The 16,514-nt window shown below is 53.0% G+C and carries 18 protein-coding genes; 10 read left to right on the forward strand and 8 right to left on the reverse strand.

The window, feature by feature from the left end; genetic code table 11:
• Positions 1-4: 4 nt before the first annotated feature.
• The 4 genes from IE090_RS04755 to IE090_RS04770 form a co-directional block, all read right to left on the reverse strand.
• Positions 5-577, reverse strand: a complete 573-nt coding sequence (locus IE090_RS04755; RefSeq protein WP_189387199.1) for a phosphatase PAP2 family protein — start codon at positions 575-577, stop codon at positions 5-7.
• A complete protein-coding gene (locus tag IE090_RS04760) occupies positions 513-1,733 on the reverse strand; it encodes a glycosyltransferase family 4 protein (RefSeq protein ID WP_189387200.1) in 1,221 nt (406 codons plus the stop codon). Before IE090_RS04760 ends, IE090_RS04755 begins: the two co-directional genes overlap by 65 nt.
• A gap of 110 nt (positions 1,734-1,843) precedes the next feature.
• Positions 1,844-2,869 carry an AraC family transcriptional regulator gene (locus IE090_RS04765; protein WP_189387201.1) on the reverse strand — a complete coding sequence of 342 codons (1,026 nt, stop codon included), beginning with the start codon at positions 2,867-2,869 and terminating at the stop codon, positions 1,844-1,846.
• Between the two features lie 276 nt (positions 2,870-3,145).
• On the reverse strand, positions 3,146-4,042 hold the full coding sequence (locus tag IE090_RS04770; RefSeq protein ID WP_189387202.1) for a DUF6685 family protein: 897 nt from the start codon (positions 4,040-4,042) through the stop codon (positions 3,146-3,148).
• Positions 4,043-4,324: 282 nt separating this feature from the next.
• On the opposite strand from IE090_RS04770, the gene IE090_RS04775 reads away from it, so the two are divergent.
• A complete protein-coding gene (locus IE090_RS04775) occupies positions 4,325-4,777 on the forward strand; it encodes a flavodoxin domain-containing protein (RefSeq protein ID WP_189387203.1) in 453 nt (150 codons plus the stop codon).
• Here the strand turns inward: IE090_RS04775 and IE090_RS04780 are convergent.
• Entirely contained in the window at positions 4,774-5,223 is a 450-nt protein-coding gene (locus IE090_RS04780) for a hypothetical protein (protein ID WP_189387204.1), read from the reverse strand. The genes IE090_RS04775 and IE090_RS04780 overlap by 4 nt on opposite strands.
• A 266-nt stretch (positions 5,224-5,489) precedes the next feature.
• On the opposite strand from IE090_RS04780, the gene IE090_RS04785 reads away from it, so the two are divergent.
• A complete protein-coding gene (locus IE090_RS04785) occupies positions 5,490-6,194 on the forward strand; it encodes a TetR/AcrR family transcriptional regulator (RefSeq protein ID WP_189387205.1) in 705 nt (234 codons plus the stop codon).
• Here IE090_RS04785 and IE090_RS17925 read toward each other — a convergent pair.
• Both IE090_RS17925 and IE090_RS04790 read right to left on the reverse strand, forming a co-directional pair.
• Positions 6,184-6,318, reverse strand: a complete 135-nt coding sequence (locus IE090_RS17925; RefSeq protein ID WP_268247112.1) for a hypothetical protein — start codon at positions 6,316-6,318, stop codon at positions 6,184-6,186. The two genes, IE090_RS04785 and IE090_RS17925, sit on opposite strands and share 11 nt — an antisense overlap.
• A gap of 355 nt (positions 6,319-6,673) precedes the next feature.
• Positions 6,674-7,816, reverse strand: coding sequence for an NAD(P)/FAD-dependent oxidoreductase (locus IE090_RS04790; RefSeq protein ID WP_229815469.1), 1,143 nt, complete (start codon positions 7,814-7,816; stop codon positions 6,674-6,676).
• 128 nt (positions 7,817-7,944) lie between these two features.
• On the opposite strand from IE090_RS04790, the gene IE090_RS04795 reads away from it, so the two are divergent.
• The 8 genes from IE090_RS04795 (at position 7,945) to IE090_RS04830 (ending at position 14,409) form a co-directional block, all read left to right on the forward strand.
• Positions 7,945-8,145 carry a DUF2788 domain-containing protein gene (locus tag IE090_RS04795; protein WP_189387206.1) on the forward strand — a complete coding sequence of 67 codons (201 nt, stop codon included), beginning with the start codon at positions 7,945-7,947 and terminating at the stop codon, positions 8,143-8,145.
• A 313-nt stretch (positions 8,146-8,458) separates the two neighbouring features.
• Entirely contained in the window at positions 8,459-8,971 is a 513-nt protein-coding gene (locus IE090_RS04800) for a hypothetical protein (protein WP_189387207.1), read from the forward strand.
• 63 nt (positions 8,972-9,034) lie between these two features.
• Positions 9,035-9,283 carry a DUF4404 family protein gene (locus IE090_RS04805; RefSeq protein ID WP_189387208.1) on the forward strand — a complete coding sequence of 83 codons (249 nt, stop codon included), beginning with the start codon at positions 9,035-9,037 and terminating at the stop codon, positions 9,281-9,283.
• A gap of 2 nt (positions 9,284-9,285) precedes the next feature.
• The gene (locus IE090_RS04810) at positions 9,286-9,717 is read left to right on the forward strand and encodes a CBS domain-containing protein (RefSeq protein WP_189387209.1); all 432 of its coding nucleotides are present in this window, start codon (positions 9,286-9,288) and stop codon (positions 9,715-9,717) included.
• Positions 9,718-9,857: 140 nt separating this feature from the next.
• Entirely contained in the window at positions 9,858-10,562 is a 705-nt protein-coding gene (locus IE090_RS04815; protein WP_189387210.1) for a helix-turn-helix domain-containing protein, read from the forward strand.
• Between the two features lie 51 nt (positions 10,563-10,613).
• Positions 10,614-11,762 (forward strand): glycosyltransferase family 4 protein, encoded by a 1,149-nt coding sequence (locus tag IE090_RS04820; RefSeq protein ID WP_189387211.1) that lies wholly within the window; start codon positions 10,614-10,616, stop codon positions 11,760-11,762.
• A 44-nt stretch (positions 11,763-11,806) separates the two neighbouring features.
• The gene (locus tag IE090_RS04825; protein WP_189387212.1) at positions 11,807-12,112 is read left to right on the forward strand and encodes a hypothetical protein; all 306 of its coding nucleotides are present in this window, start codon (positions 11,807-11,809) and stop codon (positions 12,110-12,112) included.
• Positions 12,113-12,204: 92 nt separating this feature from the next.
• Positions 12,205-14,409 carry a CHASE2 domain-containing protein gene (locus tag IE090_RS04830; RefSeq protein WP_189387213.1) on the forward strand — a complete coding sequence of 735 codons (2,205 nt, stop codon included), beginning with the start codon at positions 12,205-12,207 and terminating at the stop codon, positions 14,407-14,409.
• Between the two features lie 52 nt (positions 14,410-14,461).
• Here IE090_RS04830 and IE090_RS04835 read toward each other — a convergent pair whose 3' ends face one another.
• Positions 14,462-16,510 carry a FecR family protein gene (locus IE090_RS04835; RefSeq protein WP_189387214.1) on the reverse strand — a complete coding sequence of 683 codons (2,049 nt, stop codon included), beginning with the start codon at positions 16,508-16,510 and terminating at the stop codon, positions 14,462-14,464.
• Positions 16,511-16,514: the final 4 nt, after the last annotated feature.

The following is a 16,514-nucleotide window of genomic DNA, read 5'->3' on the forward strand; positions in this document are numbered from 1 at the left end:
GGCCCTAACCAAACAGGCCTTCTGGCCAGAGCGCCAGTGAACCTAGGCTAATGCACAGCCCTAACAGTGCGCCAACCAGCACGTCAGTAGGGTAATGCATGCCCAGTACCACCCGCGATAACGCCACTAATATGGCAAACGGCACCACCAGCCAAATCAGTGCTGGCACAAAAATGCTGAACAACACGGCAAAGTTCACCGCGTTCATGGTGTGGCCCGAAGGAAAGCTGTAAACATCGAGCGGTGCAATGTGGGCTCGAATATGCTGCCAAGAAATATAAGGGCGCTGGCGTACTAAACGGTTCTTTAACTGGCTATAGACTGCCACGCACAGCAGGCCACACACGGCGATATGACCAACGACTTTAAGTCCCGGAAGCCCTTGAACGGCGATAACGGCCAGCATCAAGCTGTACCAAAAGACCCCATCGCCTAAACGACTGATGCCTTTGAAAAATAAGCGAATGGCGCGATGGCTGCCGTAATCATTAAGTGACTGGCACAGGCGCAGCTCATAGCGATCCGCTTTGCTGAACAGGTGGGCGATCCTTGGTAGGGCGGTCTTGTTCAGTTGCATGGTGATTTGCCTCGTAACTGGCCAGTGATAAGCGTTGGAGAAAGTCATCGACGATGCTGTCCCAGCTGATGCCTTCGGCATGTTGTCGGGCGTTTTGTCGTAAACCGCGAAGTAAGTTCGGGCTGTCTGGCACAATGCTGGCTTGCTGGATAAAGGCGTCCTCATCACCAAAGGGTGCTAGCAGGCCATTGCTACCGTGACGAATATGCTGGTGGGCGGCGGCGTAATCGAAACTTACCACTGCCAGACCGCTGGCCATGGCCTCGGTGACGACATTGCCAAAGGTGTCAGTCTTGCTAGGAAACAAAAACACATCGCCACTGGCGTAGTGGCGCGCTAATGCCTCACCGGTTTGCATGCCACAGCAAATAACATCGGCATGTTGCTCTCGCAGGCTGTGCAACTCCGGGCCATCTCCCACCAACACCAGTTTTACGCGCTCATCCAGTGCTTTTAGATGTTGGTAAGTACGTATCGCCAGTTGCAGGTTTTTCTCGCTGGCGATGCGACCTACGTAAAGCAGCACCAGATCATCATCTCGTGCTTGCCATTGCCGCCGCAGTTCCGCATCGCGTTTGGCGGGATGAAAGCGCTGGCTATCAACGCCACGAGACATGACTTGGACATGGCGAAAACCATGCTGCTCCAGTTCATCGCGTTGGCTGTGGGTTGGCACCAGTGTGGCGTGTGTGCGGTTGTGGAAACGGCGCAAATAGGCGTAAACCCAAGGTTCCAAGGCACCGAGCCGGTAATGCTCGATGTACTGATGGAAATTTGTATGAAAACCGCTGATGACCGGCGCTGGAATGGTTTGCGCGGCACGAATAGCGGCCCAGCCCATCGGACCTTCGGTAGCGACGTACACAGCTTGGGGTTGAAAGTCTTGCAATGCCTTGCGAATTCGCCCTTGCCAAGGCAAACCAAAGCGCAATCCCTGATAACCGGGAATAGGCAAGCCGGGCAGTGTGACGGTTTGCCACGGCAATGAAGTGAGCGTCTGCGGTGTTTCCCCTGCTTGTCGGGGCCGGATCACCTGCACTTGCACGCCGCGCTCCATCAGCCCATTGACCAGATGGCTTAGCGTGTTGGCGACGCCATTGATTTCGGGGGCAAAGGTTTCGGTAATAATGCTAATTCGGCTGATCGGGAGAGGCATAGGGGTACCGGCTTTATTCGATATACCCCTACTGTCGGCTGTGACTGTGACAGTTCTCTTGCAGCTGGGTGACAGTCCAGTGACGGCGCGAATAGCCCTGCTTAGCAGGACTAATGACGATCCTCGCGGTAATAAGAAGGCGCATGTTGGGTCCAGCGCCGAAAGGCCTTACGAAAGTTAGACGGGTCGCTGTAGCCCACCAGTGCTGCAATCTCCTCGATGGGTAAACTTGAGGTACGCAAGTATTCGATGGCCATTTCTTTGCGCACTTCGTCCAATATGCGCTGGTAGGAGGTACCGATTTCTTGCAAACTGCGGCTCAACGTTCGCGTCGAAGTGGCCAGTTGGCCGGCCACCACATCCACCGGCGGGAACTGGCCGGGATTGCGTAATAAGATGCGTCGAACTTTGGCGACGATGCCTTCTTTGGGGCCTAAGCGCGCAAGAATTTCTTCACACTGATTCTCTGCCATGGCGGCTGTGGCCTGGTCGGCCATTTGTACTGGCTCATCCAGAATGCTGCTGTCGAACACCAGTTCGGTACGTGGCTGATCAAACAGCACCGGGCAAGCAAAATAATCTTGATAGCGATCAGCATAACTGGGCTTGGGATGGTTGAGGTGGACCGCTGTTGGCTGCAGTTGGCGACCAGTTAAAAAACGTGCCAAACACGTGAAGTTCACCACAAACAAGTCGCATAACATGCGATAGATATGGTCGATGGGGATGTGAGTTGTTAAGCGAACAGCAGCATGCTGCTCTAGCTCGACCACTTCGAAGGTAAACGCCGGGTCCACCAGAGGGTGATATTTAAGCCCCAGTTGCAAGGCGCTGCGAATGTCGGCGCAGCTCATAATGGCATAGCCTAACATGCCGAACTGGTTAATCTTGATGGCTTCACCGATGTCCATGCCGAGGCTGTCATCAGGGCAGGATTTAATCAGGTTTTCTGCCAAGATCAGTACTTGCTGATAGGTCAAACGAGCGCTCGGATCGGCAAAAATTTGGCAGTCTAGCCCAGTGTTGTGCAACAGCGCTGCTGTGCCGATGCCTTTGCTTTCGCCGACGCGAACCAGAGTCGCAGGAATGTTGACCGGCACCAGTGGCTCGGTCAGGCTCCAAGTACCTCTAATCATGCTGTTACCACTTATTGTTATAGTCGGACGGTCGCCACCGGTGGTACGCAGGCAGCTGCCGTGTTGGCCAAGCATGACAGGGTTTTGTCGTAAATCAACCCATCATTAAGGCGTCTCTGGCCTGATTTGGTGGCCTTGAAGTGGCTGTAAAAAAGCGCCTAGCATCTGGCTTGGCTCAGTCGATAGCCGCCCCTAAGAGTGGGGGAGGCTGTAGGTATCCAGCGGATGGCACCCGCCAACAACGGCCGCCATAGTGAGCACGAGTCGACAGCCGTTTTACCCCGCTGCGATGGCATCGGTGGGAGCTTTACCAATAGCAGGAAGTGGAAAGTGCTGGCGTCCTACCAATCGACCAAAGTCAATGATTTGCTGGCTTGAGCGATTGTGCATTAGGCTGAGCAATATCTTGTTGATGGCTTTATTGCCTTTGCCCGCAGTGAGAAGGACCAAGTCACTGCGGCGCGGTTCAAACTCGGCTAACACTGCGGGTAAGTTTGCTTGCAATAATAAGTCTAACACCTGATAGGCACGGCGGCGGGTCATCAACAGTACCCAGTAGGTTTGCCGCAGCTTTTCTAGCGCTGCTTGATTCACTTGCTCAACCAGCATCAGCGCATCAATATGCATGTCGCGCTGTTTGTGGGTGGCATGCAATTGCGCCAGCGCCAACTCATCGCTATGGCCCTGATTGATCCAATAGCAGCGACCATCCCATTCGCGATAGACCAACCGATGCGGGGCTTCTGATTGTGGGAAGGCTGTTGTGACCAAGCGTTCGAAGTCATCATTGGTCTGCCACTCGTGGTTATAGCAGCAGCTCTCGGCATAGCTCAGCAGCGATGGCCACTCTTGGCTGCTGTCCCCTTGATCGACTCCCTGAATCGCGCTGATTAGCCAACTGCGTTTGACTTCCTGCTCTACCAGCAGCTGTCCCAGCAATTGGTGCAGGGCTTGCCAGTCTTCTCCGGCATCGGCCAAGGATGTTTGTGCGGCTTGAATGGCGTCGTTGAGGCTGAGCCAGTGAGAGCGCAGATGGCTGCTGGGATTAAGTGGTCCCATGGCTTCTAATGGTAACTCTCTGACTGCCTGAGTGGCATACCAGATAGGGAACAGGCGCTGTAACAAGCGGTTGAGCCAAGCTTCAAGGTCAAAGCCTTGGGTTTCACTGCTCATTTTAATCTCCATTAAAGTGGCCTGAGGCAAAGGCTTCCGCATTCATTAGTATATTTCGGCTGGACACGCCTGTTCTATAGTCTGTGCAATTAAACAGCCATTCACTGGGCTGCCTTCTCGACCTTGAAAACGACACCAGCAAAGCCGCGACCTACACCCTACGGACGCCGAACTGTGCAAAGGCTCTCGGACCACTGACGCGGCAGTAGTTGACCGTTATACTGCGGCATTATTTTTCAGCTGATGACCAACAGGGATCAAGCAAACAGTAATGGGGCAATTATGAAACAGATATATTTGGCTGTGGGCAGCGTGACAGGAACCGCGACGGCGGTGGCAGAGCGAGTAGCGCTAGAACTGAAAGATTTGGGTCATGAGGTGCAGCTAGATTCACAAGCGTCGGTGGCAGCACTGACCCAGCAGGATTTTGATGCCATTTTGGTCGTTACAGCGACAACGGGCCAAGGTGATATTCCCGATAACTTATTGCCATTCTATGCCGAGTTAGGCGATACCATGCCGCTGCAAACGGGTAAGCCCTTTGGCGTTATTGCCTTGGGAGATAGCTCTTACATGAACTTTTGCGGTGCTGGCGAAAAAATGGAAGAGCGTTTGTATGAGCTGCAAGCGGTTGCCCCCGTTCCCAAAGTCACCATCGATGCTACAGAAACCGTCACACCGGATGATGACGCCGTATTTTGGCTGAAAGAGTGGTCGGCTGCAGCGCTGGCCTAAATACCAGCACGCGCTGATTTCATGTTTTGTAGCAAGGTATGTAACTGATTGATGCGCTGACGGTCGCTGTAAGGGGTTTGATTGAGTTCAAATTGCTGGCGCGCCTCAGTGACACGCTGGAGGGCGTCGACAGAGCTTGTTGGCGTTCCTGCTTCCGCGTCGTTGGTCGGTGATCCGGCACTGATAACGGCCATGGCGTTTAAGTTGCTGCCTTGTAGCAAGCCGTATTGCTGTAACCGCGCCTGAAATTGGCCGAGTTGATCGCGCGGAATGGCTTCCACGTCGAATTCTTGAGCAACGGCGCTGACCATCAGCGCCCTAGTTGAGAACTGGTAATCCCCGGGTTTGGGCTCATCTTTGCCTGTTGCCGAGTCAGGCGCCTGCGGCGCAGCTGATGAAGCGGCGGGCTGGTTTTGAAGATAACTGGTCAGTGCACCCAGTTGCATAGCACCTTCCTACATAGTTGTCTGCTGTAACAGACCTAAGCAGAAGCCGTGCCAGCTGCGCCGAATCACCATTTCATGGGCACCATCGCTTTATTTAGCGGTATTTGAAGCAGTTAATAGCGGCAGGTGTTTGCCGCTGCATTTTGGTATCCGTTTGTTACTCACCATCATTGACGAAATGGTACAAATGTACCTGGGTTAGCAGTTTCTATTCCGCTGACTTTGCGGATAATTGTCAGACAAAATAACTATTCAGGAGCTAATGTATGGGCGTGACTGACAACGTCGCCTTGGCCAATGGAAAAACACTTCAGTACCAAGGACGCAAAGCCAGTCGCGCGAAAAGTGAGCAACGGCGGCGGCTAATTTTGGAGGCGGCGCTGAGAATCGTTATCTCTGACGGTGTGCGCGGTATTCGGCATCGTGCTGTGGCGAAAGAAGCTGGTGTCCCGCTGGCAGCAACCACCTACTATTTCAAAGATATTGATGAGCTCATCGTCGATACCTTTACCCTCTACACTGAAAAGGCCCTGTTAGTGGTCAATCACTTTACAGATCAGTTTTACCAGCCTTTTTTGCAGGGAGTATCCAGTATTGATTTGCGTACCCGAGAAGGGGCTCATCGTATTGTTACCTCATTGGCTGGTCAGCTACGTGCTTACATCGCCAATCAGACTGGCGCCGAGCGAGATATGTTGATTGTCGAGCAGGCGTTTCGCTATGAGGCTGTGCTCAACCCGCGCATACGCCAGCTGGCACAAATGCATCGGCGTGCACTTTACAACAAGGCAGTAGAGTTTTTGCAGTTGGTTAATTCTGAGTCGCCAGAACAGGATGCCATCATCCTGCTCGGCATGTTTCAGACGTTGGAATACGGAACTTTGCTTAGCGATGAGCCGGACTACGACATTATTGAAGCCACGCTCAAACGCTACTTGATGCTATTAGTGCGGGACTTTATCAGCGACTAGTGCGGTAGCCGAAGCGCCCTAGTACATTGAGCAAGACTTGCAGCTCAGCATCACTAAGGCGGTTCACCTGGTAGCAATGTTCACACAAAAACGGTTGCGCTTGCTTCAACATTGCAAGACTCACATCAGTATCCATTTTGCAGTGATTGCAGGTGATAGGAACTAACACCTGTTCAGACAAAATAGTGCTGATTTGTTCTTCCTGGTTGATGCATTCAGCGCGCAATGGATGATTCATATTCGACGATTTCCCTGCCGGATGTCTGGTTGACTAAACAGATGTTAATAGAGTAGCAGGCACACGCCATAAACTTGTTGTATCTCCCTATTTTATGGTGACTTTTTGTAGTATGCCTGTCGCCTATGACTCTGTTTAGTAAGCTGAGTGTAGTACACACGTAACAAAAAGGAACAAATCAGGGCTAATTGAGCCAAATGAACCACGGACAGAGGTGTGACATAAATAAATTTCGTGACTTTTAAGGCATTAGGTAGTGGTTTTCTCCCGTTTGTAACCAGTTTGTAACAGCTTCGGCAATGGCAAGGCTAGCCGTTAAGCCCGGGCTCTCGATACCGAACAGGTGTAAGAATGGATTCGGGCTACCGAACTCACTGAACCAAGGGAAAAAGTCACGTGCAGGCATACTTGGTCCAGATAACTTAGGACGAATGCCACTGTAATCCGGCTGCAAACGATGCTCTTCCAAATCAGGTAGGTAACGCTGTGCCGCTTGTGCAAACTGGCTGCGAGCATGCTCGTCGACATGATAGTCATCGGTCTGGTTTTGATAGTGTGTATCAGGCCCCAGCTTTAACTGTCCCGCCAAATCGACAGTGGTATGAATGCCCAGCCCAGTAAGATTGGCATCTGGAATAGGGTAGATAAGGTGCTGTACTGGGTTGCGACCGTGGTAGCGGAAATACTGGCCGCGGCATGGGTAAAGGGGAGGGATATGACGGGGCTGATTGTTGCCAGAACACGCTTGAGCCACGCTTTGGGCCCCCAAACCAGCGCTATTGATCAGAGTATGGCAGTTCAGCTCGAACGGCCCGTCTGCGGTTGCTATGGTCAGCTGCCAGCCGACGTCTTGTGCCTGGGCTGCCATGAGCTCACTGCGATATTGCACTAAGGCGCCCTCATTGACGGCCAGTGCTTCCAACTGTTGTAGCAACGCATGGCTATCGATAATGCCGGTGCTGGGTGAGTACAATGCGGCCGCTGCACTAACCGCTGGCTCGCGTTGCTTTAGCTCCGCAGCCTGCAACCAATACAGTTCAACGCCGGCCTTTTGGCCGTGTTGGTGTAGTGCCTGTAGCTGCGATAGCTGCTCAGACTGTGCGACGATGAGCTTGCCAATCTTGTTAAAGGGGGTGTGGTAGCGCTGGCAAAACTCGTATAACAGGGTTTTACCGCGCAAGCACCAACGTTGTTTCAGAGAGTCATGAGGGTAATAAATACCAGCATGGATGACCTCGCTGTTACGACTACTGGTTTCTTCGCCAGCGCGAGAATGTCGCTCAATGAGCAACACTCGGTAGTGAGGAGCTAGTGCTTGGGTGATGGCTAAACCAACGACGCCAGCGCCAACGATGCAGATATCGAAATCGAATGTAGCGTTCACTCAGTCTCAGATGGTTTGCTCAATGGAATAGCAATAATAACGACTATATGAGTGGGATTCAGCGTTCTTTGGTTTCTTGTTGAGCACAGTCGCAGTAGAATGCGTGCGCCTACCAAAGAGGAGTCGATATGCACGCCGCTGAGTTTGAAAACCTCGCCTTGATGATCGGTATTCCAGCACTGATCTGCTTTATGTTTTTCATTATTTACGACTTGGGGAAGCGCTCCAATGCCGGCAAATGGGGCATGTTTGTACTGTTTTTTGCGCTGGGTTTGGGTGTGTTGGGGTTTATCGTAAAAACTGTATTGGTTGAGTTTATGGATCTTTAATCAGAAGCTTGCATGTTATCAGAGTGAGTGGAAAGCACCGCTAAAAGGTGCTGTTCGCAGAAAACATCGTGACCTTTGACAGAGTAATACTCAGCGCTTGAACCATTCTGCGCCCTAGCTACTACGAAACCGTGCTTTGTTGACTTTGTTGTCGTGCATCAGACTGATATCCGCCAGTTGACATGGTGTGCGCAGCTTTCCTTGCCTATATCTAAATAGTCATCCGTATTGCTGGTGCCATCACCCTAGGACAGATGCAATACGGCGTATAAGGACGCTCCAACAACAATAAGCACACAGATAAGGAGTGGCTATGGGCTTGCATGCATATCGGTCCGACACAGCTATCCCCGCCTTAAATTTGGTGGCCGTACCCGAATCCCTTACGGGCTCTGCTGGCCGTCGGGTGTATATCGGCAACTTACCTGATGATAGCGAAGCGCTCACTGGGTTTACGCCGCAAGTGCAAGAGCTGATTCGTGATGCAGTACCTGTGGCTGACTTGGTGCTGGCGCGGCATGAGCGGAGCCAAGTTGGGCCACTCTACCTGTTTTTTATTAACCCTAGGCTCAGTGCCAGTCATAATGCTGCGTTACTGGCGCGCTTTTTGACCGATCCACGCTTTCAACCAGGCTGTTTAGCACCGGTAGCGGCCAGTCATGCGGCGGTTGTTCACAGTTTTAGGTTATTGGCTGCCACCCCTGTCGATCACAGCCGTTATCGCCATTCGACGTTGCTGTATCTTGGCGATACGGCCAATCAACGCGCCATGCAACGCTTTAGCCAGCAGCTGGGAATGATGTTTCGTTTCCAAGCGCTTTACTGATCTATGCCGTAGCCTGTCACCTGCTGTCGTCGTACACTGACGCTCAGCAAAAGGAGATACAGCATGAGTCAAGAAAGCTTGAAGCAGCAACTACAACAATTGCATCAAACCCTGCAGCAGCAACCCCAGCTGACGGACGAAGATCGTGAGTGGGTGCGCAAGGTGGCGCAGGACATTGAGCAGACCGGTGCCGCCGATGCTGATTTGAGCGAGCGGATCAATCAGCAGGTCGTGGAGTTTGAGCAGGATCACCCGGCGTTGGCTGAGGCGTTGCGTCAGGTTATGGATACCTTGGCTAGGATCGGAGTGTGATCATGCGTCATATGCCAACACTTACGGAAGTCATGACCGCCTTCCCTGTGCACATTGATGAGCAAGATACCCTCGCCAGCGCAGCCGCGTTAATGGACGAGCATCAGTGTCATCATTTACCTGTGCTAAGAGGTCATGAACCGATAGGCGTTCTTAGTATTCGGGAAATTGAACTGGCTCGTCAGCCTGGCCGCAGCAGCGCTGAGTTGACTGAGCTGAATGCCGGTGACTTGTGTCGCCAGTTCGACAGTGTCGAGCTGCATACCCGTCTTGATGTGGTGTTAGAGCAAATGGCGGAACATGGCGTGGACGCCATGCTGGTGATGCGCAGTGGACGCATGGCTGGCATATTGACCTGTCAGGATGTCTGTCGCTCGTATGCGCACTGGTTAAAAGAGACCTTCCTACCGCCAGAGGATCCAAGCATCGCTTGATGCACTGTCTTGGTTCCTAAAGGCAATCAAGTGCTAAAAAACAGCGCATAAATCGATGCAACGGCGGTGATTTTCACCGTCGTTGCGCGTTTTCTCGGTTGGTACGCTCCTTGCCAATACACAGTGAGGAGGAACCCGCCATGTATAAAATCGCCGATATAAACGACTACCGCCCATCTGCCCAGCCCACGCCAGAAGCAGTGCCGGGCTGGATGGCTGCGGTCACCGACATTCTTGAGCAACGCGGCCAAGAAGATGAATGCTTACAGCAGTTGCTGCAATTGTTGGCACAGCACTGTCAGCTTAATAATGTGTCTGTCGCCGTACCTGAAGCTAGCCGTCGCTTTAAAGCCCGTTATTGCACTACCGGTGTCGTCAATGGGGTCTACAGCTTTGCTGTCCAACACGCTCTTTGTCGCCAGTTTGAGTCTGGAGAGTGGCTTTCTATTCGTGATGGCCAAGAGCGTCCCGATGTATTTGAGCCTGGCATTCATACCCTATCTGCTCAGCACCGCTGTTTGTTGGTGCCTGTGTGTTTACGCCATACGGTGCTGGCGGTGTTGGTGATGGATGTGCGCCATGTTCGCGGTAGTGTGGATCATTGCAGCATTCGCTATTTCGCCGCACAAATGGCGAATTTAATGGCCACCCAAGTGGTGCCGAACTTTACAACCTTGTATGCGCGGCCCTACCAACGTGTGCAGGAGAATGAAATCGATGACATTCGCCATGCCATTGAACGTTGTAACGGCAATAAGACCATGGCTGCTAGAGTGCTGGGGCTAACGCCGCGCCAGCTTCGCTATCGATTAGCCAAGTTAGAGGCGCTGGCGCAGTCATCATAGTGTCATCAGCGAGCTGTCAGACTTGGGTTTTCTCTGATCTGACGGTTCGCTATGTCTGTCACTCGTTTAGCCATCGTAACGGAAACCTACCTCCCAGATATCAATGGTGTCGCCAATTCATTGCATCAGCTGTTAGTGAATTTGGATCCCCAACGCTTTGATATTCGCATCTACCGACCGCAGCCGCGTCAGGCTTGGCAGCCTCGCTGGCCTGAGTACTGGTGTCGTGGTATGCGTATCCCCATGTACCCGGATTTACAACTGGGCTTACCGCGTCGTCATTGGCTAATACAGCGTTGGCAATCCTGGTTACCAGATGTTGTTTACATCGCTACAGAAGGGCCATTGGGTATGAGTGCCTTGCGTGCAGCGCGACGCTTGGGAGTACCTGTGGTTAGTGCTTTTCATACCAACTTTCATCGTTACGGTGACTACTACGGTCTAGGCTGGATTCGGCGTGCAACCGTGGCGTGGCTGCGATATTTCCACAATCAAACTCGGTTGACGCTAGTACCGTCGGAAGACAGTGCGCTGGCGCTTCATGAGGTTGGCATCAAACGTGTGGCTGTATTACTCCATGGCGTTGATGGCCGTCACTTCCATCCCTCTAAACGCTGCACTCAATTGCGTCAGAGCTGGGGCGCAGGGCCCGTGCTGCTATATGTGGGGCGTATTGCTGGCGAGAAAAATATTCCAGTTGCGATACGGACTTATCAGCAATTACGGCAAGTACATGCGGGACTGCGGTTGGTCATGGTGGGCGATGGGCCTTTGCGCGCCAGTCTGCAGCGGCAACATCCCGATATTGTTTTTACTGGCGTACTGACCGGAGATGCCTTGGCGCGTCATTATGCCAGTGCTGATGCGTTGGTGTTTCCCAGCCTGACAGAGACCTTTGGTCTGGTCACCTTGGAGGCCATGGCCAGCGGTTTGCCCGTGGCGGCTTATTGCCATGCGGCTGCTCGTCAGTTTGTTCGCTCGGGGCATAACGGTGAGCTGGCGGATGATGACACCGAGGCTTCCTTTCAACGCGCGTGCGAACGACTGCTCGCCGGTGACTGTGTGCAACAAGGTCGCAACGCACGTGTTGCCGCCGAGGCGGCTGACTGGGCGGCGATTGCAGAGCAGTTTGAGCACTATCTGTTAGCAGTGATGCAACCGGCTAGCGGCCCTCAGAACCGAGTTCAGTCTGTGGTATGAGGATTGCAGCTCCCCAATAATGGCCATGACTAGGGGAGCACAGTATGGAGTTCAATCGTCAAAACCTGACCTTGCTACAGAAAATTAAGCGTTTAGCTAAAGAGGAGCAGGGAGCCGAGGTGCATTTTGACTCAAAAACACTGGAAAACGACTTGCGCACTCTGGTTAGCAGCGGCGTCAGTGCTGAGTTGCTAGCCCTGATCGAAGATTTTCTACCAACCCGTGAACCTGACCCTGCAATTACGCATGAGCCTCGCCTTTACCGTGGTAGTGCCCAGTTAGTAGACGACAGGCCGCGCACTGCAAGGCGTACACAGCGTGTTTATCGTGGCCAGGTCGTTTCTGCATAGCGCCAGATCGGCGCGTTTTTGGTGGCTGCGCAATCTGGTGGTGCATTGTGCTGCACTAGACTGCAGTCATATGGAAAGACGCAGAGGTCTGCATGGCCAAACGATGGCGCTACTATGTCTGGTCTGTATTAGTTGGCTTGTTGGTGACCATGTTAATGATGGCTGCCTTCACGCGCTCCGGTGACACTGATGCGCGATGGCTCAATCGACTGGACTACTTATTGTTTGATTTACGCTTTCAGCTGTTGGGAGCGCCTCGATCTGACTTGGGTGAACATCGTATTGTCATCGTTGATATCGATGAAACCTCGTTAGCACGCGAAGGTCGCTGGCCTTGGAGTCGTCAAGTAATGGGGCGACTCACCCGTAAGTTAGCTGCTTCCGGTGCTGTGGTGGTCGTATATGATGTGGTGTTTTCTGAGGCTGAGCGCAACCCGTTAGATGAAGTGATAGCACGGGCCCGTGAGCAGGGCTTACCGTTTGACCCGCCCAGTTGGCGGATGGTTATAGATGCGGATCAGCAGTTTGCCGCCAGTTTGCAACCGCTGGATGTGGTGCTGGGTTTTTTTTTCCTTGACCAGGTATTACAGCATGGCGAGTTGCCACCACCGCTGACGCACTGGTCGCCCCAGCAGCGACAGCAAATCATCCATATCAACAAACCCGGCTATGCCGCGAATATTGCTAGTTTGCAGTATGCGGCTGGTCAGGCAGGCTTTGTCACCACTTTTGTCGATGGCGATGGTGTGGTGCGGCGTTCGCCACTATTGATTGCGCATCAGGGGGATGTGTACCCCTCTCTGGCACTGGCAGCGGCGATGAGCTATCTGCTGATTGAGGAGGTCGACATTGACCTTGTAACCGTGGGCCAAAGTCAGGCGATTCGCCACATTAATCTTGCAGGTCAGCGCATACGTACCGATGCGGCAGGTCAGGTCATAGTGCCGTATCGTGGAGTGGCGCGCAGCTTTCCTTATATCTCAGCTACGAGCGTGCTTAATGATGAGTCTGTAGCCGATCAGGTCGACGGTGCGATTGTGATGGTGGGCACATCGGCACAGGGCTTGGCAGATTTACGAACCACGCCGTTACAGACTCAGTACCCTGGTGTGGAGGTGCACGCCAATTTGCTAGATGGCCTGTTGCGAGGGCAGTTTCCCTACCGGCCTGAATGGGAAGCAGGCGCGGTTTGGGCGCAATTACTGCTGCTAGGTCTGCTGTTGTCGTTATGGCTGCCACGTTTGAGCCCAGGTTACACACTGTTACTGAGTGGCGGCTGCTTGGTGGTTGTCGTTGGGCTGAACTACTATTGGTGGTATTTCAGCCGCCTTGATTTACGCTTAGCCAGCCCTTTGATTCTGATTTTAACTTTGATGTTGCTAAGCCTTGGGGATGGCTTTCGGCGTGAGTATGTGTCGCGTCGGCGCCTGCGTGGCATGTTCGATCAATACGTGCCGCCGGCTCACATCGAGCAGATGATGGATGATCCGCAGCAATATCGATTTGGTGGCGAAAGCCGCGAACTGACCGTACTGTTTAGCGATATTCGCGACTTTACCCGTATCTCTGAGCAGCTCAGCGCCAGTGAACTGAAAAAGCTGTTAAATCGCTATTTTACCCCTATTACTGCTGTCATATTTGATCACGATGGCACCATCGATAAGTATGTGGGCGACATGGTAATGGCGTTTTGGGGGGCGCCATTAGCGGACCCACGACATGCCAGCAAGGCCGTGGCAGCGGCCTTGGCCATGCAGTCGGTTACTAAGGCGCTAAGCCGACGTTTTCAGCAACAAGGGTTACCGGCCATTCGTGTTGGTATCGGGTTACACACTGGGGTCATGAATGTTGGCGATATGGGATCGGCCTATCGCCGTTCTTACACTGTGCTAGGGGACGCAGTTAACTTGGGCGCACGGCTGGAAAGTATTACCAAGTTTTATCAGGTGCCTATCCTAGTAAGCGAGAGCACTTGCTTGCAGGCTTCTGAATATGTCTATCAGTTTATCGACTGCATCCAAGTGAAGGGCAAAGAAACTGCGGTTCGTGTGTACCGCCCATTGGCGTTGCACGGTCAGCTGGATCAGAGCTGGCAGCAACAACTGGCGCTGCAAGAGACGGCTTACCATTATTACTTGCAGCAACAGTGGCAGCAGGCGCGTGCGTCTTTTGAGCAGCTGCGATTAAAGTATCCGGACTGCGCGTTGTATGCGATATACCTGCAGCGCATTGATGTGCTCGAACAACAGCCGCCAGCACCGCAATGGAATGGCGTTTATCGGCATGAGAGCAAATAAAAAAGGCACCTTTGACCGGTGCCTTTTTCGTATTATTTGGCGAAATTAGCGATCAACGTCGGTTTTGCAGTGGCCACACCACAACGCCATTGGCGTCACCACCTTCCAAGTCTTGGAGGGAGAACATACCGCCAAAAGCTTCTGCATCGGGAGCCACTAGCACACCACCAAACTCACTGGCTTCCAAATCAATCAGTAAGCCATTGCGCTCACCGTTACTGAGAATGGCATTGAGGACGGGTGCATTTTCTTCGCCGATGCGGATGTCGCCGGCAAACTCAATTTTCCATACGTCGGCATCGCCAAACAGAGCTGCCAACTGGCCGTTACTGACGCTGCCAGTATCAAAATCAACCGTAAACTGGCCATCGACACGGTTAAGGCTCTGATCTTTGTCATTAAAGCCAAGGAAGGCTGCTCCCGCTGCACTGGCGGAATAATCGACAGTACCATAAAGCCCAGCCATATCGGCGACACGGATCGGCTCAGCAGTGATCCACAATACTTTGCCGTCGCGTGGCTCGAATTGCTCTGGGTTGCTCGGATCAGGGTATGATTTTACCGGTTGTTCACTGGTACCTGCCCAGATTCCCCACTCAACGCCAGGCAGCGGCTGTTCGCGCACAACACTGCTGCCGTCATAGCGCACCACACCTAGACGCTCGTCTTCGCCACCTGATTGAATCACAAATACGGGCTCTTGCTCGCCTAGCGGGATAGCGACACCACCGCGTTGTTCGCCTTGTGAGCCAACGGCACCGACAAACCCATTGGTGAGTAGAACTTCATATTCCTCATTACTCAGGCGCGGATCGGGCGATAGGTTATCATTTGGCTCGGTTGGATCGGTTGGATCGGTTGGTTCGTTTGGATCCGTCGGATCTGGCGGCGTTACATCATCACCCGGATTGACGGGGTTGTCGTTTTCGTCACGGATTTCAAACTGATCTTCAGTGGCAGCTTCTTCCTCGCGCTCTAGTGGGTTGAGTGCAGGCTCTTCTTTTCCGGTGGTCTCAGTGACTGGCGTCGCGGCTTCGCTGTCGGTCGCCGCTAGGTCATTATTATTGGTGTCATCTTCGATTGCTGGAACAGAGGTTTTATCCACGCTGTTTGAGTCTGCTTGGGCGCTATTGGTCGCAGTGACGTCTGTTCCCGTATCAGCGGTGTCTAGGCTCTCATCCGAGCTGGTTGCATCATTGCTTTGGCTATCGATCTGTGTATCGGCGCTACCGTCGTTTGCCTGGGAGTCCAAGTCTGTGTCGGTGGTAGCGTCATCTTCATTGCCGCTGGTGTCGCTTGTTTGCGCATCACTGCGGCCGTCCTCGTCCCGTTCGTTGACGTCTGCCAAGGTAATGGTGGCTGCATCTTCCATGGCATTCTCCGTCACTTCAGCTGAGTTGTCCGGTGCCACAGCCATGCGGTTGTCGTCAGTACCGCCTTGATCCTCTTCTACATTAACTGGGGTTGGGCGACGAGAAGCCGCAGCAGCTGCCTGTGGAGCAGGGTCTTGCAACGCCGACGGCGGATTTAATAAACCACTGAAGCCTGAATCATCCAGCACGGCGAAGTTGAAGTCGGCGCCTGAGCCCAGTTCGAACTGGCCAATGTCCGAAGATAGTGCAATCCCTCCTTCCCAAACACCCGCCATCAATGACTGTTGTTGCCATAGCAGGCTGTACAAGGTGCCACGAATGCCGATACTTGCCACTGGCGTGCGTACTTCGTAATCACTTTGCTCTCCTTTGCCAATCTTGCCCGTCAGGGTGCGAAAGCCGCCTTCCACCAACTCCATTAAGATGGTGCCACCCGTTTGCTCGGCGTTCATTTCGTAGGTGCTGATGCGCAGTTCACTGTTGCCTTTTAGTGCCAGCAGAGCGTTGTCGACAAAACGTATCTGTACGCGGCTATCACTGCCGGTGCGCAAAGTGTCAGTAACATAAACAGCATCGCGACGTTGCAGCGAGCGAATCTCTCCATTGGCTGAAACAGCTTGGGCTTCACCGCGTACCATGATGACCCGGCCGGCCAGCTCGGCTGCTTGAGCAGGCAGCCACCCCAAAGCGAGTAGCAGTATTAAGAACCTGTGCATTCTGATAAACATGATT

The organism is Bacterioplanes sanyensis, assembly GCF_014652515.1.
Lineage (GTDB): Bacteria > Pseudomonadota > Gammaproteobacteria > Pseudomonadales > Oceanobacteraceae > Bacterioplanes > Bacterioplanes sanyensis.